We start from the raw sequence: 23813 nt of genomic DNA, 5'->3' as shown, positions 1-23813 counted from the left end.
GAGGATCAGATGGAAGCGGAACGCGATATATGCTTGTTTTTTATGAAGAACGTCTGGCTTTTCTTGCCGTTCCAAAAACCGGCAGCACGGCGTATCACAGTGCATTGCGTGACCGCGCGGATTTTGTTGTGACACATCCTCCTGAGTTGAAACATGCGCCGGTGCGCCGATTTGATCGTTTTTTTCAGAACATCTTCCTGAAAATGTACGATACAGAAATGGAAATAATGGCCGTCGTCCGTGAACCCATCGACTGGCTGGGCAGTTGGTATCGGTTTCGCAACCGCGATGACCTGATTGGACACCCTCATTCCACACATGATGTTAGTTTCGACGCTTTCGTCCAAGCCTATATGCAAGACAAGCGTCCCGAGTTCGCCGATGTTGGCAGCCAAAGCCAGTTCTTCCGCACCCGCAGCAACGGTCGTGGTGCTACGCATATCTTCAAATACGAAAACCAAACCCGGATTCTGGAATTCCTGCAGACACGGCTAAACATGGAAATCGACTTGCCGCTTGAAAACGTGTCGCCTGCCGGAGACCTGAACTTGTCAAAAGATACGGAAAACCGATTCCGCAACAGGTTCGCCGCCGAATTCGCGATCCACGATGCGGCGTTGTAATCAGTTCAATTGTTGAAAAACGGCCTCGGTCAGTTGATTAAGTGAGAACGGTTTGGGCAGGAATGTCGAATTAGCGATACCCGGTCCAGATTCGCCGAACGCGCCCTCGGTATAGCCCGAGACAAACACGACCCGCGCGTCCGGGCGTGTTTCGTGCGCTTTGCGCACCCAGGTTGGCCCGTCCATACCCGGCATAACCACGTCGGTTACAAAGACATCCACATTCAAAGTGGTATCCTCAAGCAATCTGAGCGCCTCTTCCGCCGAGTCCGCTTCAAGCACCGTATAGCCTTTCAAACGCAATGCGCGCGTTGCAAAGGCGCGTACCGGCGCTTCGTCTTCGACCAAAAGCACAACCCCTTCGCCTTGCCGCGTGCTTTGTGGGTCGGGTTGGTCAGAAGTTTTTTCTTCGACCTCGTCAGCGGCGGTGCAAATCGGCAAAATGACCGTGAACTCTGTACCACGCCCCATCACACTGTCGACAAAGATAAAACCTCCGGTTTGTTTCACAATGCCATAAACGGTCGAAAGCCCTAACCCAGTGCCTTCACCCGTGCGTTTCGTTGTATAGAAAGGCTCAAACACTTTTTGCAGCTTGTCAGCCGGTATACCTGAGCCGCTGTCCACCACTTTTACCGTTACATATTCTCCGGGATGCACCGTTGCACGATCTCGGCTGAGAGGGTGTGACAGACGCATGACCTCAGTCTCAATGCGAATCTCGCCACCATCAGGCATCGCGTCTCGGGCATTGACCACAAGGTTCATCAAAACCTGTTCCAATTGCCGCTTGTCAGCGCGCACCGGTTTGAGAACTGGATCGTGGCTGAGCGTCAACTGAACCTTTTCGCCCACCAATCTGTTCAAAAGGTGAATGAGGTCCGAAATCGTGTCGCGCAGATCAAGAACTTCGGGCCTTAGCGTTTGTTTCCGGGAAAACGCCAAGAGCTGGCTGACCAATGCTGCTGCGCGGTTGGCGTTCTGATTGATCTGCACCAGATCTCCATAATCTGGGTCATTTTGATCATGCCGCAGCAGCAACAAGTCGCAATGACCCGAGATTGCCGTCAACAGGTTGTTGAAATCATGCGCGACGCCGCCGGCCAACTGTCCCACGGCTTGCATTTTCTGGCCCTGGACAAACTGCGCCTCCAGTGTTTTCAGCTCGGTGGCATCATTCAAGACGGCGATCAGACCCGCCTTGCCCTCTATCGCAGCTTTACTCAAAGTGACTTGCACAAAGACCTCTTTGTCATCCCGGATCAACTGCAGGAACTCTGATCGCGGCACGTCTTCGTCCGAAGCCGTTTGCGCCAGCCAATCGCGAAGTGGAATGCGCAGCCCCCGCATAATTTCATTGATGCAGGTTCCCTTGAGGCTGTCTTTCCCCAAGAGCTTTGCAGCCAGCCTGTTAGTGCCAAGAATTGTGCCATCCGAAGTCAAGTTAAGGATTGGCACTGGTAGATCCTCAATCGACGCGCCTGCCCCGGGAGGTGAAGACAGTTGTATAGGGATCAATCCCAATCGCCGATGCAACCCGGATGAGGACAATTCGGCAACGGCAACCGAATCCACACCATTGCGGGTTCGAACCTGGTTGATCGCCCCCACACTTGGTGTCCTACCACAAAACAGGTCCTGAATGGCGACAAGATCAGCCCCAAACATCTTTACGGCGACAGAATTGAACTGCAGGATTTCACCTTTGCGTCCAACGGAAAGAACCGGGATGGTTAACTCTCGGCAGCTTTTGTCGTCGCATTCCTGAAAGCGCCAGCAATATACCTCGGGGCTCAATCGGAAAACTGTTACGGCCAACATGTTGGCATTGCTGGGAAATTCCTCGTTAGCACGACCGTTCGAATGTGCCTGCGATTGCAGCCTGAACAAAACTGCTTGCGGGTTCGAAAGTGTCGACCGCAGGCACAAGGTCAGTGGTTTTCCGGCTTCGGCACCAAACCGCCTTTGTGCGTGCGTATTGGCAAGCAGAATATCACCATACCCGTTGGCAACTAGAACCGGAGCATCTTCTAGTTCCGAAAATAAGCGCATAATGGAAATGCTACGCAGTTCGAATCTGAGCTCCGCCTGTTTTTTGGCTACGAAACAAAGCAGAACACCTAGCAGAGAGAGCCCCGCCACTTTCAGGCCTGCGCCCCAGTCGGGCGGTACCAAATCTGTGAAAGGTGCTATCGTGATTAATATAGCCAACACCAGCAACGATCCTACGCGCATCGCTGAGGGTTGATGGGCAGCAGTAGGGTCGCGTAACAAAGCGGCAGTATCAGGCATTAAATAGGCTCAAGGGCAAAGGTATTGGCAGTAACAGCACAAATGGTTAACGCGCGCTTAACAAAACGCGAAAAGCAAAATTCTACCTAAGGTTGTTATTTGCCGAAAGGTCAGCGCGTCAAGTGCGCGGTGAAAAAACCATCAGACCCGTGTGTGACCTGCCATGATTTGCGGAACGTTTCTGTCCATTCGGGGTTTTGTTGCAAAAAGTCATCGACTATAGCCCCGTTTTCGTCAACCAGGACCGAGCAAGTAGCGTAAGCCAAAACGCCGCCTGATCGGATCAAGGGGGAAATGCTTTCCAGAATACCTGCCTGAACAAGCGTGAGGTCATGCAAGCGTTCTTCGGTCAACGACCACTTTCCAGCAGGTGCACGCCGCCATGATCCGCTGCCGGAACAGGGTGCATCAGCCAGCACGATGTCATAGGGCTCGTGTTCAGCAATATCTTTTGAAGTCAATATCTTGACGTTGGCTCCCGCGCGTTCTGCTCGAGCGGGAAGGTCACGCATGCGCCCCGCATTTACATCGTGGGCTAAGACTTCTACCCCCTCATGCCCGGCAATAGCCAGCGCTTTGCCGCCACCCCCGGCGCAATAGTCTAGAACACGCATGCCTGGCTGAAGATCCAGCGCTGCAACAACCCCCTGACTGGCCGCATCCTGCAACTCCACCAACCCATCTTGATAGGCACGACCTTGCGCGATCTTACGCGCGCCATCAGTCACTTCCAAAGCTGTTGTGCAAAACGGATGTGGTTGAGCCGTGACACCATCCGCAAGGAGAGCGGCAATCGCAGACACCGGGTCAGTTTTCAGCAGGTTCACCCGCAGGTGTACCTGCGCGCGAGACCGCAAGGCCTCGGCCGACGCCTGTGTGTCAGGCCCTAACGAGGCGAAAAATCGAGGCCAAAGCCATTCGGGAATATCAAGCCGTTCGGCGTCGGACCGGAAGGCGCGTGGCGTCTCTGTGGGTAGCACCGGCTCAGGCGCGTGACGGTCGCCGGTGAACACTTCGGAAACATCACCACCCTGTGCCCGGATCGCTCCGATCATCAAACCGCGTCCGGTGTCGTCGCCGCCAAGTACTGCAAAGGACCGCTGACATCGCAGGGCGTCAAAAACGTGATCCCGTACTGCCGCGCGATCCTTTGAGCCCGCAAAACGGCTGCGACGGGCCCATCCGGTCAACGCTTTTTCAACCGGAGCACCGTCCAGAATCTCGTTGAGGATTTCAATCGCGGCCTGAACACGAGCTGCCGGGGTCATGTCGACTTCCTTAAGGTGTTAGTGAACGCAAAACGGCGCCCGTATCTGGGCGCCGCATGCAACAGGTCAGCAGATCACATCACCCGGTAATTGGGGCTTTCGCGTGTAATCTGAACATCATGCACGTGGCTTTCCTTAAGGCCTGCACCGGTGATTTTGACAAAGCCGCAGTTCTTGCGCATCTCTTCAACGGTCGCACACCCCGTGTACCCCATCGCTGCGCGCAAACCGCCCACAAGTTGGTGAATCACTGCGCTGGCAGACCCTTTATAGGGCACCTGCCCTTCGATGCCTTCCGGTACCAGTTTGTCGTTGGCCGCGTCCTTCTGAAAGTAACGATCAGCCGATCCGCGTGCCATGGCACCCAGACTGCCCATCCCACGATAGGATTTGAACGAACGACCCTGATACAGAATGACTTCGCCCGGGCTTTCATCGGTGCCTGCAATCATCGAGCCGACCATGGCGCAGGAGGCCCCCGCCGCAATTGCCTTGGCAAAATCGCCCGAGAATTTGATGCCCCCATCTGCAATGACCGGAACGTCACCCGCTGCGGCGGCGCAATCTCCGATAGCAGTTAACTGAGGCACGCCAACACCCGCCACCATGCGCGTCGTACAGATCGACCCAGGGCCGATACCGACCTTGATGGCATCAGCACCCGCATCGATCAACGCTTTGGTCGCCTCGCCCGTGGCGACGTTTCCTGCGATGATCTGAACCTCATTCGACAGGGTTTTTGCGCGTTTGACTGCGTCCAGAACACCCTGAGAATGACCATGCGCCGTATCGACCACAATGATGTCGACGCCGGAATCAACCAGCTGTTCGGACCGCTCAAATCCTGCATCACCCACCGAAGTTGCAGCAGCCACTCGCAAACGACCAAGCCGATCTTTGCAAGCGGTGGGGTTCAGGACGGCCTGTTCTGTGTCCTTCAGCGTCAGAAGGCCAGTTAGTTTCCCCTGACCGTCAACCACAAGCAGCTTTTCGATGCGTCGTGCCCGCATAAGGCTTTTGGCTTCTTCCAGATCAGCGGGTTCTTGCAGCATGGCCAAATTGTCAGCCGTCATCATCGCCTTGATCGGAGTATCGTCCGATGTTGCAAAGCGCATGTCACGGTTGGTCACGATACCCACGACACGACCTTCCGCATCCACAACAGGGAAGCCGGTGAAGTTATAGCGTTCCACCAAGGCCTGTGCATCCGCCAGCGTCTGATCCGCGCGCAATGTCACCGGGTTATAAACAATGCCCGATTCAAACCGTTTGACACGCCGCACTTCACGGGCCTGCTCTTCGACCGAAAGGTTCTTGTGGATGACCCCGATGCCACCTGCCTGTGCCATGGCGATGGCCATGCGGGCTTCGGTCACAGTATCCATAGCTGAGCTTAGCAGCGGGATGTTCATTGTAATTTCACGCGTCACCCGCGTGGTGGTATCCGCCGTTGCCGGCAGCACAGAAGATGCGCCCGGAACCAGGAGAACGTCGTCAAAGGTGAGTGCCTCACGAATCTGCATCTGAAAACCCCATGCAAAAGCCCGTTTGACGGCGACCCTATCGCATGGATTTAACCAAAGGGAAAGCCCCCCAGCGCAACTCTGAGCCATCGCTGTGCAGAAAACGCCGCTAGCTGAGCAAATCGTGCCGCTGATAGCCCTTTCCCTTTGCGCTCAACATCATATCTTGCGCCCCATACGCGCGAATATGAAAAGGTATGTCACTGATGACCACCGATCCTCTTGTAGTCTTTACGCCTTCTGGCAAACGCGGACACTTCCCCGTCGGGACCCCGATTCTCACTGCGGCCCGCCAGTTGGGTGTGGATCTGGATTCGGTCTGTGGCGGGCGTGGTATCTGCTCAAAATGCCAGATCACACCCAGCTATGGCGAATTTCCCAAGCATGGTGTCACCGTATCCGAAAACGCGCTGAGCGAGTGGAACGCGGTTGAACAGCGCTATGACGATAAACGTGGTCTGAAACCGGGCCGTCGTCTGGGGTGTCAGGCGTCGGTGCAAGGCGATGTGGTGATCGACGTCCCTCCCGAAAGCCAGGTGCATCGTCAAGTTGTACGCAAAGCAGCGGCGGCGCGTGCTATCACCATGGATCCCGCGACACGCTTGTATTTCGTGGTCGTCGAAGTACCCGACATGCACTCGCCCACCGGGGATCTTGAGCGTTTGGAACGTGCCCTGCGCGAGCAATGGAAGATCGAAGCTGTCACGGCCGATCTGTCGCTGTTGTCCAAGCTTCAGCCCGTTCTGCGCAAGGGCAAGTGGGAGGCCACGGTGGCCGTTCATAAGGGCCACAACGACAGCGTTGCCCGCATTGTCGAAATCTGGCCGGGCCTGCATGAAGGCGGGCTTTATGGCTTGGCAATCGACCTCGGCTCGACCACCATCGCAGCCCATCTGACCGACCTGGAAACGGGTGAGGTCAAGGCGTCCTCGGGTCTGATGAACCCGCAGATCCGGTTTGGCGAAGACCTGATGAGCCGCGTTTCATATTCGATGATGAATCCTGGTGGCGATCAGGAAATGACCAAGGCCGTACGCGAAGCGATCAACGATCTGACGACCTCAATTGCCCAAGAGGCCGAGATCGACGCATCCCTGATCGTGGAAACCGTATTTGTTTGTAACCCGGTCATGCACCACTTGCTGTTGGGGCTGGATCCGGTTGAGCTTGGGCAAGCACCTTTTGCGCTGGCAACTTCGGAGAGCATGTCCCTGCCCGCGCGTGACATGGATCTGACGACCATGAATCCACGCGCGCAGGTTTATATCCTTCCTTGTATTGCGGGCCATGTGGGCGCGGATTGCGCCGCCGTGGCGCTGTCAGAAGAACCAGGCAAATCCGAGGACCTGGTTTTGATCGTCGACGTTGGCACCAATGCGGAAATCCTGTTGGGCAACACCAGCCGCGTTCTGGCCTGTTCGTCGCCCACCGGGCCTGCGTTTGAAGGCGCTCAGATCAGCTCTGGCCAGCGTGCGGCCCCCGGCGCAATTGAGCGGATTGAGATCGACCCAGTCACAAAAGAACCCCGCTTTCGCGTGATCGGATCCGAGAAATGGTCGGATGAGGACGGGTTTGACCTTGATATCGCAACCACTGGCATCACCGGCATCTGTGGTTCCGGCATCATCGAGGCCGTTGCCGAAATGCGCATTGCAGGCTTGCTGGACGAAAGCGGGTTGATTGGCTCGGCCGAGCAGACTGGCACAGCACGCTGTGTCCCCGAAGGACGAACCCATGCCTATCTGATCCACGACGCCAGCGCCGAAGGTGGCCCGCGCATCACCGTCACCCAAGGCGATATCCGCGCGATCCAGCTGGCAAAATCGGCGCTTTATGCCGGTGCGCGTTTGCTGATGGATGAGATGGATGTCGACCGTGTCGATCGTGTGGTTCTGGCCGGAGCGTTTGGGGCGCATATCTCGACCAAGCACGCGATGGTTCTGGGGATGATCCCGGATGCGCCGCTGGACAAGGTCTCCAGCGCGGGTAATGCCGCTGGTACAGGCGCACGTATTGCACTGTGCAATATCGCAGCACGGACTGAGATTGAACGCGTCGTACGCGAGATCACGAAAATTGAAACCGCTATCGAACCAAAGTTCCAGGATCACTTCGTCGCGGCCAACGCGATTCCACACAAAACTGATCCATTCCCGGAACTGGCGCAGGTTGTCAGGCTGCCCAACCCAAGCTTCAATACCGGCGGTGCCGACGCCGAAGCCGGTGGTGGTCGTCGCCGTCGGCGTCGCGGGTAATCATGCATTGGAGCGACCGGCTTACGTTAGCCGGTCGTTCCTTGCAGAACTTCCAAGTTCAATGGCCGTCAATGCCAGAAATCAAGTCAAACCGCGGTGCACATGCACGGCGCACGGCGCGTGACGAACAACGCGCGAAGCTGTCGATCCTAGGAAATAGTCGCTCAACCCCGGTTGGTGAGAACCAATGACGATACAATCGACACCCTGGCTTGTGGCATAATCAATGATCGTTCGGGCCGTATGGCCTTTGACGATTTCGGACTTCACCCCTTCAAGGCCCTCGACTTTTTCAAGCAATTTCAGTCGCGCTCGTTCAAAACCTTCTGCGACAAGGGATTTGTCCAGATAGGCACTGACAGACCCCTGCGGCATTTCATAAACGTGCAACGCGATTATGTCGGACCCGTTTTCCGACAATGCACGTGCAACTTCCAGCGTGTGCTGCGATATGCCGTGATCCAATGCCATAGGGACAAGAACTTTTTTATACATCGAGGCCTCCAAATCTGGCGGGACTATGCCCAGGGTCTCAGGATAATCTTGGGAGCGGCCACAGCACCAGAGCGGATATCACGAAATGCCTGCGCTCCGTCGGCCAGGGCACGTTCCTCTGCCCAGTCCAACGCACCAAGCCGTCCGTCAAAGATCGCTTCTGCCGTTTGGCGGAAATCCTTAGCCGTATAGGTGTATGTGCCGATGAAGGTGATTTCTTGCAACGTCATGCGACGCACGTCCAGACCGCCGGTGTCTTCGCCAAGACCAACATGCGCAATCACGCCGCCGGGGTCTGCGACAGCTGATGCGACGGATCGTGTTGCCGCATATCCCACAGCGTCGATAACGAGCGGGAAGTTTCCAATCGCAGCGTCCGCGATTTTGAAGTCCTCAACCTTCTGCAGATAAGTCCGGCGCAAGGCATTGGGTTCTGCAATTGTGACATCTTCGACCTCCATCGCACGCAAGGCCAATGCGGCGGCAAGCCCGATCGCGCCGCCGCCAATGACCAGAGCGCGACGGGGCATCGCCGGGTGCAACGCTTCCAGCGCCAGCCGCGCCGCATGCCAACTGACGGCCAGTGGTTCGGCCAAAGCGGCCTTCGCAAACGAGACATGATCCGGTACAACAACCAGATTTCTGTCCTGCATCGAGACAAACTGCGCAAAGGCCCCTTCGCGTGGTGGCATTGAAATGATCTGACGATCCGGGCACAGATTTTCACGACCTGCCACGCAGGCTGGACATTGACCGCAGCTCACCAGCGGATTGATCGTCACGCGATCTCCTGCGCGAAGACCCTCGACAATCACCCCGGCGGCCTCATGGCCAAGGATCAAAGGAGCCGGTCGCCGCGCATCATGGCCAAGATACGCGTGCATGTCTGATCCACAGATGCCTACGGCTTCAATCCGGATCAGATGTTCAGATGCATCGGGTACTGCATTCGGCACATCCCCGAACTCCATCTGCTCTACACCTTTGTAAACCAGTGCTTTCATTTGGCTGTGAACCCCCCATCCACCATCAAAACCTGCCCGGTCACATAGTCCGAGGCCCGTGAACACAGGAAAAGAATCGGTCCGTCGATATCCTGCATCCGACCATTGCGTCCGATGCAGGTTTGCGCCGCATTCCGCTTGGCACGCTCGGGGTCATCGAACACGGCCTGCGTCAGTTCTGTGGGGAAGAACCCCGGTCCGATGGCATTTGCAGTAATGCCAAAGGGCGACCATGCCTCGGCCATCGCCCGGGTCAATTGCCCGATCCCCGCCTTGGTTGCACCATAGGCGATACCGCCGGGAAACGCGCGCGTTGTTTGCAGCGAAGCAAAATTGACAATGCGCCCCCACCCCTTTTCTTTCATCGCAGGCACCATGGCCTGACTTAGAAAAAACGGTGCGCTGAGGTTCACCGCCAGCGAGGCGTCCCACCCTTCTGGCGTCACATCATCGGCGACCTCACGCGTGTTTAGCCCAGCCGCATGTACCAAAATGTCGGGCGCGCCGAACTTGGCGCTGACGGCTTCCGCCACGTGCTCAATTCCGTCACGATCAGCAACATCGGCTTCCACCGAAGCGGCCCGAGACCCAATCTCGGCTTGCAGCTGCGCCAACGCATCTTGGCGTCGAGCCACGCCAACAACCTGCGCGCCTGCGGCTGCAAGCGCGTGTGCCACTTGCCGCCCCAGTCCAGAGCTTGCGCCGGTGACACAAGCCACCCTGCCCGTCAGGTCAAACAAAGCACGCGGGTCATCCATCTGCGGTCAGATCGAACTGCTCATCCGGGAAATACTTGGCCAGACGCACATCTGCGGCGCGCGCATGTCCTTCCATCCCTTCCAGCCGAGAAATCCGCGCGGTTGCAACGGCAATGGGCTTTGACCCTTCGCGTGTTGCCCGCTGCCACGTTACGATCTTCATGTATTTATGCACACTCAGACCACCGGTATAGCTGGCCGCGCCAGAGGTCGGCAGAACATGATTGGTTCCGGTGGCTTTGTCGCCGTAGGATACAGTAGTTTCCTCACCCAAAAACAGCGAACCATAACAAGTCAGCCGGTCCAACCACCAATCCAGATCCTCGGCCTGCACGGTCAGGTGTTCGGGGGCGTATTCATCGGAACACGCAGCCATGTCTTCGCGATTGTCGCAGACGATGACTTCGGCATAGTCCCTCCACGCGGCTGCAGCGTTTTCCTTATTCAATTCGGGCAAATCGTCGATCAGCTGCGGCACCAGGTCCATGACTTTCTGAGCCAGAGCACGATCATCCGTCACCAGCCAAACCGGAGAGTTATACCCATGCTCAGCCTGACTGACCAAGTCTGTGGCGACCACATGTGCATCTGCGCTGCTATCGGCCAGGATCAGGGAGTCAGTTGGTCCTGCGATCATATCGATACCGACTTTGCCGTAGAGAATGCGCTTGGCCTCGGCCACGAACTGGTTGCCCGGCCCAACAAGGATGTTAGCGCGTGGAAGGCCGAATAGACCATAGGTCATTGCGGCCACGCCTTGCACGCCGCCCATCGCCAGAATACTGTCGGCCCCGCAAATATGGGCCGCATAGACGATCGCTGGCGCGACCCCTTCGCCCGGACGGGGCGGAGAGCAGGCGGTAATATGGCGGCACCCGGCAACCTTCGCCGTGGTTACAGTCATGATCGCACTGGCGATATGGCTGTAGCGCCCGCCGGGTACGTAGCACCCTGCCGCATCTACGGGTATGGCCTTTTGTCCCGCCACAACTCCGGGCACAATCTCGGTCTCAACGTCCGACACAGTGGCCTTTTGTGTTTCGGCAAAGCGACGCACATTGTCATGGGCAAAGCGGATATCGGCTTTTAGTTTCTCGGGCACCAACGCTATGGCCGCGTCGATTTCGTCCTGGGTCATCAGGACATTTCCGTCGAATTTGTCGAATTTTTCGGCGTATTCCAATGCCTTGGCGTCGCCTCCGGTCTCGATATCAGACAGGATTGTCTTGACCGTATCATGCACCTCGGTCGCATGAGACTGCGCCGTCAGGGTTGCCTTTTTCAGATAGTCACGGGGCATGTTGCAAAGGTCCTATTGGTAGATTTCGGGAAGCAAGGTGGTCGAGACAGCTGGTACGTAGGCGATCAAGAGCACCACGATCAGCATGGTCAATACGAAAGGCACGGCCCGGGCGGCAATCTTCAGAATCGACTCGCCGGTAATGCCAGACACAACGAACAGGTTCAGACCCAGCGGTGGCGTGATGAAACCAACACCCAGCGCGGTGATCATCATGATGCAGAACTGAATCTCGTTCATACCGATATTGTCGGCCAAGGGTTTAAGGATCGGTGCCAGGATCACGATGTTGGGCGTCGTCTCCATCACGCAGCCTGCCGCGATCAAGATGCCGATCATAAGCAGGATCAGCAGGTAAGGATCATCAGTCAGAGAGGTGACAGAGGCCACGAACCCCTGGGGCACGCCCATGATTGCCAGCGCTTCGGCCAACGGCGCAGAAAAAGCGATGATGGGCAGGATCACCCCGTTCACTTTCGCCGAGCTGACCAACATGGATGGGAAATCAGCCAGCGTCAGCGTGCGCAGAATAAACCCCATGATGATGGTGACCACCACGGCGGTCGCACCGGCCTCGGTCGGCGTCAGTCGGCCCGAAAAGATGCCGTAGAAAATGATGCCCGGCACGATGAAAGCGTACCAGCCTGATTTAAGGGCTTTGCCCAAGTTGGACAACCATTCACCCATAGTCATCATGCCGCCGCCCTCATAGGCGTATAGACGATTCATGATGATGTTGGTGATCAGGATCGATACCAGAATGGCCAGTCCTGGGATCAGAGCGGCCAGAAACAGTGTCGAGGCGGAAATACCCAGAACAAGGCCGATGATGATGTATGCGATAGAGGGTGGGATCAGAATGCCGGTACAGGCCCCGGCGGCCACTAGTGCACAGGCATAAGGGCGCGGATACCCGCTTTCGACCAGACGGTTGATGGTCATCCGGCCCACGGCAGCAGCGCCCGCCGCGTCCGAACCCGAGATCGCCGCGAACATGCCGCAGACAAGCACGGTGGCCGAGCCGAACCCGCCCTTGGCGAAGCAGGTCAGCGCCTCGGCCACGTCCAGAAACTTGCGCGACAATCCTGTACGAACCAGAACGTCTCCGGTCAGGATGAACAGGGGCACAGCGGTCAGCGCGAATGCATCGATACCGGTGAAAAGGCTTTCGCCCACCAAGCTTAGCGGCAAGTCGCCAGACATGATCAGCATTACAATAGCTGCCGACCCAATAGCGGCCCATACAGGCACGGCCATGGCGATCAAAGCAACGAAAAGAATTACAGGGACATAGAAATCCCAGCCGAGTTCAACGGTTTGATTGAGGGAATTCCAAAGCATTCAATTTCTCCTCAGTCAAACAGCTTGTCGCCTTCGAAGACGGGGGTGCCGTCTCGCAGACATTTCAGATCGCGTATCAGGGATTGGATCAGCCGCCAGATCATCAGCGCAAACCCAGTTGGAACGGCCATGAGGAACCAGACTTTGGAAACCCGCAGACCATCCGTCACCGAGCCGAATTTGGCCGAGACATGAACCGCCTCGTAAGACCAATAGAGCGCGATCACGGCCACGACGAACATCACCAGATCGCCGAAGATATAAAGCAACGCCTTGGGGCGCGGTCCAAGGTAATGCATGATGACGTCAATTCGGATATGCGCACGTTCCTTGACCGCAGCGGCGGCCCCGATCCAGGCGAGGTAGATGAAGGAATAGCGCACGATCTCTTCGCCCCAGATCGAGGAGTAAGCGAAGATCTCACGCCGCAGCACTTCGATCGCCATGGTGATCACCAGCATCACGTAGAACACCAGCAACAGCCAACGCTCTGCGTTTCGGTCAATGTTTTGAAGAATGGCCATCTGATCCTCCGGCGACAGCACAGCCAGACCCTCGCCCGTCGTGGCGGGCCGATAACAGACTGACTGCAGAAAACAATCGTGGACGCCCGGATGGCGTCCACGGATGGCGCCTTAGGCGTCGTGAACGTAGTATTTGCCCTGCGTTCCGGCGGCTTCGACCAGCTTTTCGAAGTTTTCCATCGACCCGGCCAGTTCGGTCTTGAACGGATCCCAATCGGCGTTCTGATAGCCGCCCGCATCCTGCCATTCGGCCAGTTGGTCTTCGCTGAGCGAGTGGAATTGGACGCCTGCCTTGTTCAACTCGGCCATGGCGTATGCACGTGCTGACGGAACTTTGGAGAGGTTCTGATGCGCAGTCATTTCAGACCCCCACATGATGCCTTCCTGAACATCAGCGGGCATCGAGTTGAACCACTCGAGGTTACAGGAATAAACCTGACTGTCCGGAACCGCCTGTGTGAAGGTTACATGGCTCAGGATGTCCTTGAAGCCAAAGACAAACAGCGCCCCGACCGAGGGGTCAAGCGCATCCGCGACACCCTGCTTGATGGCCGAAGGCGTCTCACCCCAGGCAACAGGCGTCGGGTTGGCACCAACCATACGGTAATACTGCTGGAGCATCTTAGAGCCGGGAACGCGGAACTTTATGCCACTCATATCGCCCGGCGTGATGACCGCATTGCCACCCTGCCGAACCGCGACAACACGCGGGTCAATGTTAACGTAGAACAGGGCCTTGAAGCCCGCAGCTTCGACCTTGGGATGAACTTCGTTCTTCCACGTGTCAGAATGGACAAGATTGGTAAAACGCTGGTTCGAACCGCACAGATAAGGCATGTTGATCAGGTCAACAGTCGACGCAAAAGGCGCGAAGTTCGAAAGCGAATGCTGCGCCGCCTGAATGGTCCCGCCCTGCACTTTCTGAACGAGGGAACCGCCAGCACCCAACTGCCCGCCCGGTGCCAGTTTGACATAGACTTTGCCATTAGTGGCGTTCTGGATGTTCTCTTTCAGGTCCAGCTGCATGATTGGATAGCTGCGTGAGGCGCCCAGAACGTAGGCCGTGGCGACCGTCATCACATGGTCTGCAGCTTGCTCGCGCTCGCGCTCTTCCTTAGCGGTCTGCGCTGCGGCCTCGGACGACCACAACACCCCGCCTGCCCCGGCTACCAAGGCAGCTGTGAACGCACCACTTGCGCTCAGCTTTAGAAAATTACGGCGTTCGGCTGACGCCAGTTCGGTCTTGTCGTTGTTCATGAATTGCCCTCCCAAGCAAAAATTCAGCTACCGTTTGTTGCGTCGCGGTCAGCTTCCTTTTTCAGAATTGCGACAACGAACAAGATCGACGCCGCGAACAGAACCAACATCTCTCCAACGTCCCCAAGAAACGCGCTGTTCGCATAGGCACCAAGGGCGACGTTGGCGAAGTAGATCGCAAAAACGACAGCAGATGCAGCGACAAACATATTCGGGGCTCCCAATAGAATCGGCTCTCAAATTCATTTGTAAGCGCTTACATGATAAATGCAAGCGCTTACATAACCACTTTCATCACACCCAAAAAACGCATAACTTAGGGCAAACGGAACTAAGAGTTTGAAAATGTCAAAGCACCGATCCGCACCGACGCTGGATGACGTTGCCAAGGCTGCGGGTGTTTCCACCGCCACGGTGTCGCGCTGTCTGAACAATCCGCAACGCGTTGTTGAAACGACGCGCCAGCGTGTTTTGTGCGCGGTTGATGAACTGGGATATACGCCAAACTTTGCAGCCCGAGTGATGGCGGCAAAGCGGTCTTTCACAATCGGTGCAATCATTCCAACGATGGAAAACGCCATTTTTGCGCGCGGTTTGCAGGCGTTTCAAGAAGAGATTCACAAACGCGGTTACACGCTGCTTGTCTCAAGCTCTGCCTACAAACCCGAAGCCGAGGAAGAGCAGATCAGAACTCTGGTTGCGCGCGGCGCTGACGGGCTTTTACTGATCGGTCATGACCGTGAAGAACGGATCTATGACTATCTGGAACGGCAAAAGATTCCAGCGCTGGTTGCTTGGTCTTTCAACCCAAGCAACCGCACACCTTCGGTCGGATTCGACAACCGGCAAGCGATGAAAACCCTGGCACAACAAGTTATCGCGCTTGGGCATCGACGTCTCGCCACGATTTCAGGCATCAGCAAAGGCAACGACCGTGCTCGGTTGAGAATCGCTGGCATCAAAGACGCGATGGCGGAAAGCGGACTGGTGCCAGACGACCTGATCGTAGTGGAAACCACTTATGAAATCGAAAGCGGTGCCGACGCTTTCAAGAATCTCATGTCTCAAACCCCTACCCCGACGGCGGTTCTGTGTGGCAATGATGTTCTGGCCGTGGGCGCAATGCGCCAAGCGCAAGAGATGGGACTGAGCGTGCCTGACGAAATCTCGATCACCGGGTTCGATGACATCGAATTGGCCCGTATAGTTTCACCTACTTTGACAACGGTTCATGTCCCCCATCGTGAAATGGGTCAAAAAGCAGCATTGGAATTGATACATATGATTGAAACAAGCGCGCCCGGACGTTCCGTTGAACTATCCACCCGCTTGGTTGCGCGAGATTCTTTGACCGGGGCAAAGGAAAACCAGATCCGTTAGACTCCGCATGTCCGTGGCGTGCTCTGGAGCGGGTAGCGGGAATCGAACCCGCGCGTTCAGCTTGGGAAGCTGACAGGCTACCATTACATCATACCCGCCGCGCCTATTGAGATACCACCAGTAATGACAGAGGTTCAAGCCGGCGCGCGACAGATCAGGCGAAATTATCACTCAGTCCGGGCGCGCAGGCTATCGATCAACGATTGGTCGACGTCCAGCGCTTCTCCGGCGGCTTCCAAAGTTCGTTTGTCCAAGTGCTGCGGGTTCAGGTCAACGCCATCAGAAAACGCATCAACAATGGCTTGCATCGCCTTGATACGCGCATGTTTCTTGTTGTTCGCAGGTATGACATGCCAAGGGGCCAACTCGGTTGAGGTACGCGCCAGCATTTCGTCAACAGCGACCTCGGCAACATCCCATTTCTCACGATTTCGGAAGTCTTCATAGGTCAACTTCCAGCGTTTCAAAGGGTTTGTCAGCCTTTCGGTAAACCGGCGCATCTGTTCGTCCTGCGAGATATGAAAGAACAGTTTGACGATCCGCGTGCCGTCATCAACAAGCATCCTCTCGAAATCGTTGATTTCCTGATAGGCAGCGCGCCAGCGTTCTTCCGGCGTCAGTTTTTCAATCCGTTCGACCAGAACGCGACCGTACCAGCTGCGGTCAAAAGCCGAGATCGCGCCCGCGGGCGGTAATCGTTCCCAAAACCGCAATAGATAGTGACGGTTGAGGTAGTAGTTTCGCGGGGCACCGATGGGCCAAACCTTGAAACTACGCGGGTCCAGCGCTTGGCTGATCCGGCGAATAGTTCCCCCTTTTCCTGCAGCATCCCACCCTTCAAAGACCAAAACACCCTTGAGGCCATGAAACAGATACGCTTGTTGAATTCTGGCAAGCTTGGCTTGTAAATCGATCAGATGATCAAAATAATCCTTCTTATTGAGACGCTTAGTCAGGTCTGCATCCGAAAGTTTCGGGGGATGATGTTTGCTCATGGTGCCACCTGATCGTTGTGCGAATGATCCGGCTATTGTGAAACCTTCTGCGCAATCGACATTGATCAGAGTCAAAAAGGCCGGGCACTGGGCCCGGCCTTTGGTGTCAGATTAGTTCCGATCAGGCGCGACGGCGACGGCCACCACCGCGACGGCCACCGGCCGCGCCTGCGGCACCGGCTTCGTCAGGCGCTTTGTTGAACCGGATCCACTCGCCGCCATGCGGGTCGTTGTTGGTCAGCAGGTTGGCGGCGCGAATGGCCTCCATCTCTTTACCTGCGCGCGGCTTGGTAGATCCCAGACCAAACATTTGCACAAATGCTTCGTCATCCATGCCTTCAGGCAGAATGATGCCAGCTGCGGCCACGGCTTCTTTCTTCTCGGCGATCTTTTTCTGTGTAACCGGCAACGCGACCGGGTTCATGATGGCCGAGGTCATACCAGCGCCCATTGCCATCGGCAGGAAAGCGTTGTTGATGCCGTGACGGTTCGGCAGACCAAACGAGATGTTCGAGGCACCGCAGGTGGTGTTCACGCCCAGCTCTTCGCGCAAACGACGGACCAGAGCAAACACTTGTTGACCGGCAGTCGCCATCGCACCAATCGGCATGACCAGCGGGTCTACCACGATGTCATGCGCGGGAATGCCAAAATCAGCAGCACGCTCAACGATTTTCTTGGCAACGTCAAAGCGGACATCGGGATCTTCTGAGATACCGGTGTCATCGTTCGAGATCGCCACAACCGGTACGTTGTACTTTTTGACCAGCGGCAGAACCAGTTCCAGCCGCTCTTCTTCGCCAGTGACCGAGTTCAGCAGCGGACGGCCTTCTGCGGCCTCAAGACCGGCTTCCAAGGCACCCGGAACCGACGAGTCGATGCACAGCGGCACTTCGACCAGACCCTGCACCAGCTCGACGATCTTGCGCATCAGCGGCGGCTCGGTTTCGTTCGGGTTGGGGTTCGAGTTGTAGACAACGCCTGCGTTGATATCCAGAACTGTTGCACCAGCCATCACCTGCGCCAACGCGTCTTTCTCAACGGTCGAGAAATCGCCTGCTTCCAGTTCGGCCGCTAGCTTTTTACGGCCGGTCGGGTTGATCCGCTCACCGATCACACAGAACGGTTCGTCAAAGCCCAGAACGGCGGTTTTTGTTTTTGATTCTACGACTGTACGGGTCATGTCCGTTCCTTAGGAGTTTACAGGCTTTGCCGAAGCGCCGCCGTTATTGATCGCCCAGTTGGCATTGGTTTTGATTCCACCCAGCGGGAAGAAATGCACGTTGGTGATGTTGAAATCCGGATTAGCTGCTTTGTGTTCGGCCAATTCGGTAATCACGTCGGTCGGCTCATATGGCAGCAACAGCTTGGACACGTCCATGGCGCGTTTCTGAAGGACTTTCAGTGACGGGCCAACGCCACACGCAATGGCAAACTTGATCAGCGTTTGCAGCTTGGCCGGACCCGCGATGCCGATGTGGATCGGCAGATCGATACCCGCTTCTTTCAGACTGTCAGCCCATGCGATAATCGGCTTAGCGTCAAAGGCAAACTGGGTTGCCAGCGCCATTTCCGCGTCAGTGGTTTCCGAGAATTGTTGCTTCCAACGCAGTGCGTCGCCCACATTCTTGGTCGAACCGTCGGGGTCGATGTCCTTGTTGCCTTCCGGATGGCCTGCCACGTGCAGGCGCTTGAAGCCAGCCTTGTCGAACAGACCGGTCTCCAACAATTGCATCGAGCTGTCGAAATCACCATGCGGGTTGGCAACGCCACCGGCCAGCAGCAACGCCTGATCAACGCCCGCTTCGCCCTGGTACATCGAAATCCAGTTTTCCAGCGTCGCCGAGTCTTTGATGATCCGCGCCGGAAAGTGCGGCATGACCGGATAGCCTTCGGCCGCGATGCGCTCGGCGGTCTGGACCATGTCCTCAATCGGGGTGCCCTCGATATGAGCGATATAGACGCGTGTGCCTTCAGGCAGCAAAGCGCGGAAATCGTCGACCTTTTCAGCGGTACGCGGCATCACCTCGATCGAATAGCCCTGCAAAAAGGCTTCGACGGTTGGGTTCACAGGGCCGGTTTCGACCGCATCACGTTTCTTGAAGTTCAGCAAAGCCATTTCGGCCTCCCATAAAGATTCGGGCTTACGCCCAACCGTCATTGGCGATCAGCGCTTTGATGCGGTCCTGATCGTATTCTGTTTCCAGACGCACCGCCTCGGTCTCGGCAATCTCGGCGGGGTCGCCGTCTACTGCAAAGGGTTCGGCTTTACGCCATTCGGCCAGGTAGGCATCACTGTCCTTGGCGTTCACCTTCATGGCGGCCCGGTCGATGGCTTGTTCGAACCGTTCTTCCAATTGCCGCTTTGCGCCACGACGGCCTTTGCCGACGATGACCTGAGCGGGAATGTCGCGCCAGTATACGATTGTGACGTCAGGCATTGCTGTGATTCCTCCTAACCCGATGGGCCGGTTCTAAACTTCAAACTTAGCTTTGGTCGGTCGGTTTTCGACACACGGCGCTTTTCCAGCGACCTTTTTTGCCCACGATGGTGCACAGGGCTTGTAACCAGTTTTCTGGCAAACACGCATATCATAATTCTCATTGTCACTATGAGAGCGGCGCATAAAAACAAAATGCCCCGAACGGCAGAAGCCATTCGGGACAATAATTTGCGAGTTAAATGGCCTTAACCGACCAGACCGCCGTCTTCTCGCGTTACTGCGATGATGGCCGAACGCGGCACGGAATCACCACCTTCGGGCCAGTGGCTGTTGCCATCCTCACCCGGGTGCTGGATGCCAACGAACATGGTGCGGCGATCCGGTGACCAGCTAAGGCCGGTGATTTCACATTCGTTCGGACCGACCAGGAAGCGGCGGATTTCACCGGTAACCGGGTCACCGGCCAACATCTGGTTGTTGCCCTGACCGGCGAAGTCACCTTCGTTGCCATAGTTGCCGTCGGTCTGGATCCACAGCAGACCATTGCTGTCGAATTTCAAACCATCGGGCGAGTTGAACATGTTGTCTGCATTAACGTTGTCAGATCCGCCATACGCATCCTGATGCACGGTCGGGTTACCTGCTAGAACGTACAAATCCCATGCAAAGCCCGACGCGGTGTGATCTCCGCCTTCCGGACGCCAGCGTACGATTTGGCCGTAGTTGTTGGCCTCGCGCGGGTTCGGGCCGTTGACCGAAGTATCATCACCGCCCGCGTTCGGTTTCACGCCACGGTTTTTGTTGTTGGTCAGGCAGCAATACACCTCGGCTACGTTCGGGTTTGCAGCAACCCACTCCGGGCGGTCCATCGTAGTAGCGCCCACAGCAGAAGCGGCCTGACGGGTGTGGATGCTGACCTCGGCCTGTGACGCCATGCCAGTGGTTTCCGGCGTCAGATCGAGCCATTCACCAGTACCATCATCGTTGAACTTGGCGACAGACAAGGTGCCGTTTTCCAGCAAGGCATTGGTGTCAACGCCAGCGGCGTAAACGCCATCCGAAACAAAGCGATACAGGAACTCACCCCGTTCGTCATCGCCCATATAAACGACAACACGACCGTCATTGTTCACCACCGACTCGGCGTTTTCATGCTTGAATCGGCCCAGAGCGGTCAACTTGCGCGGAGTCGAGGTTGGATCGGTCGGGTCGATCTCGACCACATAGCCGGCACGGTTTGGTTCGTTGGGGTTTTTCGAGACGTCGAACCGATCATCGATCTTGGCCCAGCCATAGCCCCAATCTTTCGACGAGACGCCATAGCGTTTGAGCTCCGCACTAACCTCGTGGTTTTCATCTTCTGCCGAGAAGTAGCCGTTAAAGTTCTCTTCACAGGCCAGATAAGTGCCCCATGGCGTCATGCCATTGCCGCAGTTGTTCCAGGTCCCTTTCGAGGTGGTGCCTGTCGGGTCCGCAGCGGTTTTCATCAAGTCATGAGCAGCCGCAGGGCCGGTGATCGTCATATCGGTCTGCGGTGTGATGCGGCGGTTATAGGGGCTGTCCTTGACGATGCCCCATGAACCGTCCGTGTTGGCAATCTCGACCACAGTCACGCCATGCGCCATCATACCCTTGGCCACATCGTCGTCCGAGGCCGCCTTGGCATCGGGGTTGTTGCCCCAAAGGATGTCACGGTTGGTGTATTCGTTGTTTACGACAAGCAGAACGTGGCCGTCATGGAAGAAAACGTCCTGACCGTCAGTGTTGTCGCCAAAAGCACGCTCCTGGCTGGCGGCGGTGCCACGAGTTGCGTGATCGAACTCGGGCGCGTCAGACCACAGCGGGTCGCCCCAACGCACCATAACCTCGGCTTTGTAGCCTGCAGGAACAACAACATCGTCTGCAGTGGAAACCGGAATCGCTTCAAACGAGAACCGGTCGGCTGCCGCGCGTGCGCCCGTAGGAATCAGTGCACCGCCAACAGCCGTAAAACTTCCCATGGCAAGAACGCCGCCCAGAAAACCGCGACGCGACAATGCGCGTTCAACAACGCGGTCAAATTCGCATTCTTCAGGGCGTGGATTTACGACTTCGTCGAATGCATCAAAGGAAAGGGGGCGCTCATCATTCATGGCAGACTCCGTATCTGGCTGTAAGCTAGTAAAGAATCCCAAAATCGGGATCGGGCACTCAAATCGCATCTCAGTATGAACGACATGTGACACTGACGTTAATTTCAAAATTGAAATCACTTGCACGTCGGCAATCCCCCGCCTAGGGTCAAGTTAACTCGAAAATCGGAGGGCGTGACGAATGGCGCCCAAGCGTCCCAAAGGTGCGGGCGCGTTCCCGAAGGCGGTCGAAAGCCCCGCGCCGGCAAGACCCGATCCGGATGCCCTTTATGCAGCACTGGATCTGGGGACAAATAGTTGCCGCATGTTGATAGCCCAACCCAAGGGGAGCGGGTTCCATGTGGTCGACAGCTTTTCCAAATCCGTGCAGTTGGGCGCGGGTCTGGAACGCACCGGACGGCTGTCACGGGCGTCGATGGCCCGTACCGTACAAGCATTGCGAATCTGCCAGCAAAAGCTGAAACGCAACAAGGTCAATCGAATGCGTTTGATCGCAACTGAAGCCTGCCGTCGCGCTAAGAACTCGCGTGACTTCATCCGGCAGGTGAAGCGGGAAACCGGATTGACGCTTGAGATCATCCAACCCGAAGAAGAAGCGCGCCTGGCGGTGATTTCCTGTGCTCCGCTGGTCTCGACCAAGACTGAACAATTGTTGGTCGTGGACATTGGTGGTGGCTCGACCGAGCTTGTTTGGATCGACATTTCGTCCGTCCCACGCCGTGATCGTCCGGCTGCGATTATGCGGCTTCACAATGGTTTTCATACAGCCGACAGCCCTTTTCCAGCGGCGAAAGTCGTGGATTGGATCAGCGTTCCCTTGGGTGTCGCCACCCTACGAGATCAATTCAACGACGTTGAAGACGACGCGGCCCGTTTCGCACTGATGAGTTGGTTTTTTGAAGAAAACCTTGCTGACTTCGCACCCTACAAAGACGAACAGACACGTGAGGGGTTTCAGATCGTCGGCACCAGCGGCACTGTGACGACCGTCGCAGCCTCGCACCTTGGGCTCAAGCGGTATGACCGGACAAAAGTGGACGGTCTGCGCATGACCAGCGATCAGATTGACAAAGTTATCCGCGGGTATTTAGAACTCGGCCCTCACGGGCGACGCCGGGACCCCAGAATTGGAGATGACCGGCAAGCTCTGATCATGTCCGGCTCGGCCATTTTGCAGGCTTTACTTAGATGCTGGCCCACCGACCGCCTTTCCGTGGCGGATCGTGGGCTGCGTGAAGGTCTGCTCTATGCGCAGATGAGCGCGGACGGGGTATTGGAAGACGGACCGTTCTGATGGCGAAGACACCGAGTGGAAAAAACACCTCAGGCCGCGGCCAGCGCGACCTGAAGGTCAAAGTCAAAACCGCGCGCGGGCGCAAGCTCAGCTCGACCCGGTGGCTTGAGCGGCAATTGAACGATCCGTATGTGAAACGTGCACAGGCCGAAGGGTATCGCGGTCGCGCTGCATTTAAGATACTGGAACTGGACGATAAATTCAGGTTTCTCGTACCGGGAGCGCGGGTCGTAGATTTGGGCTGTGCGCCCGGAGGCTGGCTGCAAGTCGCGGTTAAACGCGTAAACGCGCTGGGCGAGAAAAGCGGTAAACGGATCGGCACAGTTTTGGGCGTAGACTTGCAAGAGGTCGAACCCGTTGCTGGTGCAACCGCCCATGTTCTGGACTTCATGGAAGACGACGCCGACGTAAAGGTCAAAGAGTGGCTGGGTGGCAAGGCCGATGTTGTGATGTCAGACATGGCCGCCGCGTCTTCGGGTCACAAACAGACGGACCATTTGCGCATTATGGCCTTGTGCGAAACGGCGGCTTACTTTGCGTTTGATGTGTTGGAAGACGGCGGCACCTTCGTAGCCAAGGTTCTGGCCGGAGGCGCCGAGGGCGATTTGCAAAAGCTGTTGAAGCAGAAATTCCAGAAAGTCGCCAACGTGAAACCGCCTGCTTCACGCTCGGACAGTTCCGAAAAATTTGTTGTAGCAACAGGGTTTCGCGGCGGAGATTAATCCTCTAGACGAATGCGTTCTTCGGTCAGGCACTGAACGCGGAAAGAGGCGTTTGCCATACCCTGCAACATTAACGCTTCACCATGTGACACGTATACCGGTGCCCGCCCGCGCAGCTCTTCTATGCGTTGGGCAAGTGTAACCGAGTTGACACCCGCAGTTGGTCGCTTTTTCGCATTTTTAGACATATTTCACCTCTGAACAGC

The 23813-nt window shown here is 56.5% G+C and carries 22 protein-coding genes and 1 tRNA gene; 5 read left to right on the top strand and 18 right to left on the bottom strand.

Annotated features, from left to right (window positions below; translation table 11 throughout):
* Nucleotides 1–29 precede the first annotated feature (29 nt).
* Entirely contained in the window at nt 30–623 is a 594-nt protein-coding gene (locus GOV91_RS01870) for a sulfotransferase family 2 domain-containing protein (RefSeq protein ID WP_171234243.1), read from the top strand.
* Here the strand turns inward: GOV91_RS01870 and GOV91_RS01865 are convergent, their stop codons facing one another.
* The 3 genes from GOV91_RS01865 to guaB form a co-directional block, all read right to left on the bottom strand.
* A complete protein-coding gene (locus tag GOV91_RS01865) occupies nt 624–2915 on the bottom strand; it encodes an ATP-binding protein (RefSeq protein ID WP_171234242.1) in 2292 nt (763 codons plus the stop codon). It lies immediately after the preceding gene.
* A gap of 110 nt (nt 2916–3025) precedes the next feature.
* Nucleotides 3026–4183 carry an RsmB/NOP family class I SAM-dependent RNA methyltransferase gene (locus GOV91_RS01860; RefSeq protein WP_171234241.1) on the bottom strand — a complete coding sequence of 386 codons (1158 nt, stop codon included), beginning with the start codon at nt 4181–4183 and terminating at the stop codon, nt 3026–3028.
* Nucleotides 4184–4257: 74 nt separating this feature from the next.
* On the bottom strand, nt 4258–5706 hold the full coding sequence (gene guaB / locus GOV91_RS01855; RefSeq protein WP_171234240.1) for an IMP dehydrogenase: 1449 nt from the start codon (nt 5704–5706) through the stop codon (nt 4258–4260).
* Nucleotides 5707–5912: 206 nt separating this feature from the next.
* On the opposite strand from guaB, the gene GOV91_RS01850 reads away from it, so the two are divergent.
* The gene (locus tag GOV91_RS01850) at nt 5913–7961 is read left to right on the top strand and encodes an ASKHA domain-containing protein (RefSeq protein ID WP_171234239.1); all 2049 of its coding nucleotides are present in this window, start codon (nt 5913–5915) and stop codon (nt 7959–7961) included.
* 81 nt (nt 7962–8042) lie between these two features.
* On the opposite strand, the gene GOV91_RS01845 is transcribed toward GOV91_RS01850, so the two are convergent.
* The 8 genes from GOV91_RS01845 to GOV91_RS01810 form a co-directional block, all read right to left on the bottom strand.
* A complete protein-coding gene (locus GOV91_RS01845; protein ID WP_171174101.1) occupies nt 8043–8456 on the bottom strand; it encodes a universal stress protein in 414 nt (137 codons plus the stop codon).
* Between the two features lie 23 nt (nt 8457–8479).
* Nucleotides 8480–9460, bottom strand: coding sequence for a zinc-binding dehydrogenase (locus tag GOV91_RS01840; RefSeq protein WP_171174103.1), 981 nt, complete (start codon nt 9458–9460; stop codon nt 8480–8482).
* Entirely contained in the window at nt 9457–10218 is a 762-nt protein-coding gene (locus tag GOV91_RS01835; RefSeq protein WP_171234238.1) for an SDR family NAD(P)-dependent oxidoreductase, read from the bottom strand. Before GOV91_RS01835 ends, GOV91_RS01840 begins: the two co-directional genes overlap by 4 nt.
* On the bottom strand, nt 10211–11518 hold the full coding sequence (gene hisD / locus GOV91_RS01830) for a histidinol dehydrogenase (RefSeq protein ID WP_171234237.1): 1308 nt from the start codon (nt 11516–11518) through the stop codon (nt 10211–10213). The genes GOV91_RS01835 and hisD overlap by 8 nt, the downstream gene beginning before the upstream one ends.
* A 12-nt stretch (nt 11519–11530) precedes the next feature.
* Complete coding sequence (locus tag GOV91_RS01825) at nt 11531–12859, bottom strand: TRAP transporter large permease (RefSeq protein WP_171234236.1); 1329 nt, start codon at nt 12857–12859, stop codon at nt 11531–11533.
* 11 nt (nt 12860–12870) lie between these two features.
* On the bottom strand, nt 12871–13383 hold the full coding sequence (locus GOV91_RS01820; RefSeq protein WP_171234235.1) for a TRAP transporter small permease: 513 nt from the start codon (nt 13381–13383) through the stop codon (nt 12871–12873).
* A 111-nt stretch (nt 13384–13494) separates the two neighbouring features.
* The gene (locus GOV91_RS01815) at nt 13495–14640 is read right to left on the bottom strand and encodes a TRAP transporter substrate-binding protein (protein WP_171234234.1); all 1146 of its coding nucleotides are present in this window, start codon (nt 14638–14640) and stop codon (nt 13495–13497) included.
* 23 nt (nt 14641–14663) lie between these two features.
* A complete protein-coding gene (locus GOV91_RS01810) occupies nt 14664–14849 on the bottom strand; it encodes a hypothetical protein (RefSeq protein ID WP_171174115.1) in 186 nt (61 codons plus the stop codon).
* A gap of 136 nt (nt 14850–14985) precedes the next feature.
* Between GOV91_RS01810 and GOV91_RS01805 the strand changes: the two genes are divergently transcribed.
* Nucleotides 14986–16020: a LacI family DNA-binding transcriptional regulator gene (locus tag GOV91_RS01805; protein WP_171234233.1), complete on the top strand. Its 1035-nt coding sequence runs from the start codon at nt 14986–14988 to the stop codon at nt 16018–16020.
* Nucleotides 16021–16044: 24 nt separating this feature from the next.
* On the opposite strand, the gene GOV91_RS01800 is transcribed toward GOV91_RS01805, so the two are convergent.
* From GOV91_RS01800 to GOV91_RS01775, 6 genes are all read right to left on the bottom strand, one after another.
* A tRNA-Gly gene (locus GOV91_RS01800) sits at nt 16045–16118 on the bottom strand.
* A 69-nt stretch (nt 16119–16187) separates the two neighbouring features.
* A complete protein-coding gene (locus tag GOV91_RS01795) occupies nt 16188–17015 on the bottom strand; it encodes a polyphosphate kinase 2 family protein (RefSeq protein ID WP_171234232.1) in 828 nt (275 codons plus the stop codon).
* A gap of 121 nt (nt 17016–17136) precedes the next feature.
* Entirely contained in the window at nt 17137–18198 is a 1062-nt protein-coding gene (locus tag GOV91_RS01790) for a methyltetrahydrofolate cobalamin methyltransferase (RefSeq protein WP_171089932.1), read from the bottom strand.
* A 9-nt stretch (nt 18199–18207) separates the two neighbouring features.
* Nucleotides 18208–19134 (bottom strand): methylenetetrahydrofolate reductase, encoded by a 927-nt coding sequence (locus GOV91_RS01785; protein WP_171234231.1) that lies wholly within the window; start codon nt 19132–19134, stop codon nt 18208–18210.
* A 25-nt stretch (nt 19135–19159) separates the two neighbouring features.
* A complete protein-coding gene (locus GOV91_RS01780; protein ID WP_171234230.1) occupies nt 19160–19456 on the bottom strand; it encodes a virulence factor in 297 nt (98 codons plus the stop codon).
* A 248-nt stretch (nt 19457–19704) separates the two neighbouring features.
* Nucleotides 19705–21591 (bottom strand): PhoX family phosphatase, encoded by a 1887-nt coding sequence (locus GOV91_RS01775; RefSeq protein ID WP_171234229.1) that lies wholly within the window; start codon nt 21589–21591, stop codon nt 19705–19707.
* A 181-nt stretch (nt 21592–21772) separates the two neighbouring features.
* On the opposite strand from GOV91_RS01775, the gene GOV91_RS01770 reads away from it, so the two are divergent.
* Together GOV91_RS01770 and GOV91_RS01765 are read left to right on the top strand one after the other, a co-directional pair.
* Complete coding sequence (locus GOV91_RS01770) at nt 21773–22885, top strand: Ppx/GppA phosphatase family protein (RefSeq protein ID WP_171174130.1); 1113 nt, start codon at nt 21773–21775, stop codon at nt 22883–22885.
* Entirely contained in the window at nt 22885–23607 is a 723-nt protein-coding gene (locus tag GOV91_RS01765; RefSeq protein ID WP_171174132.1) for an RlmE family RNA methyltransferase, read from the top strand. Before GOV91_RS01770 ends, GOV91_RS01765 begins: the two co-directional genes overlap by 1 nt.
* On the opposite strand, the gene GOV91_RS01760 is transcribed toward GOV91_RS01765, so the two are convergent.
* A complete protein-coding gene (locus GOV91_RS01760; protein ID WP_171174134.1) occupies nt 23604–23795 on the bottom strand; it encodes a hypothetical protein in 192 nt (63 codons plus the stop codon). The genes GOV91_RS01765 and GOV91_RS01760 overlap by 4 nt on opposite strands.
* Nucleotides 23796–23813 lie beyond the last annotated feature (18 nt).

This window comes from Ruegeria sp. HKCCA6837 (genome assembly GCF_013034475.1).
In the GTDB taxonomy this organism is placed as follows: domain Bacteria; phylum Pseudomonadota; class Alphaproteobacteria; order Rhodobacterales; family Rhodobacteraceae; genus Ruegeria.
Note: the sequence above shows the minus strand (reverse complement) of the source record. Positions and strands in the feature narration are given on the sequence as shown.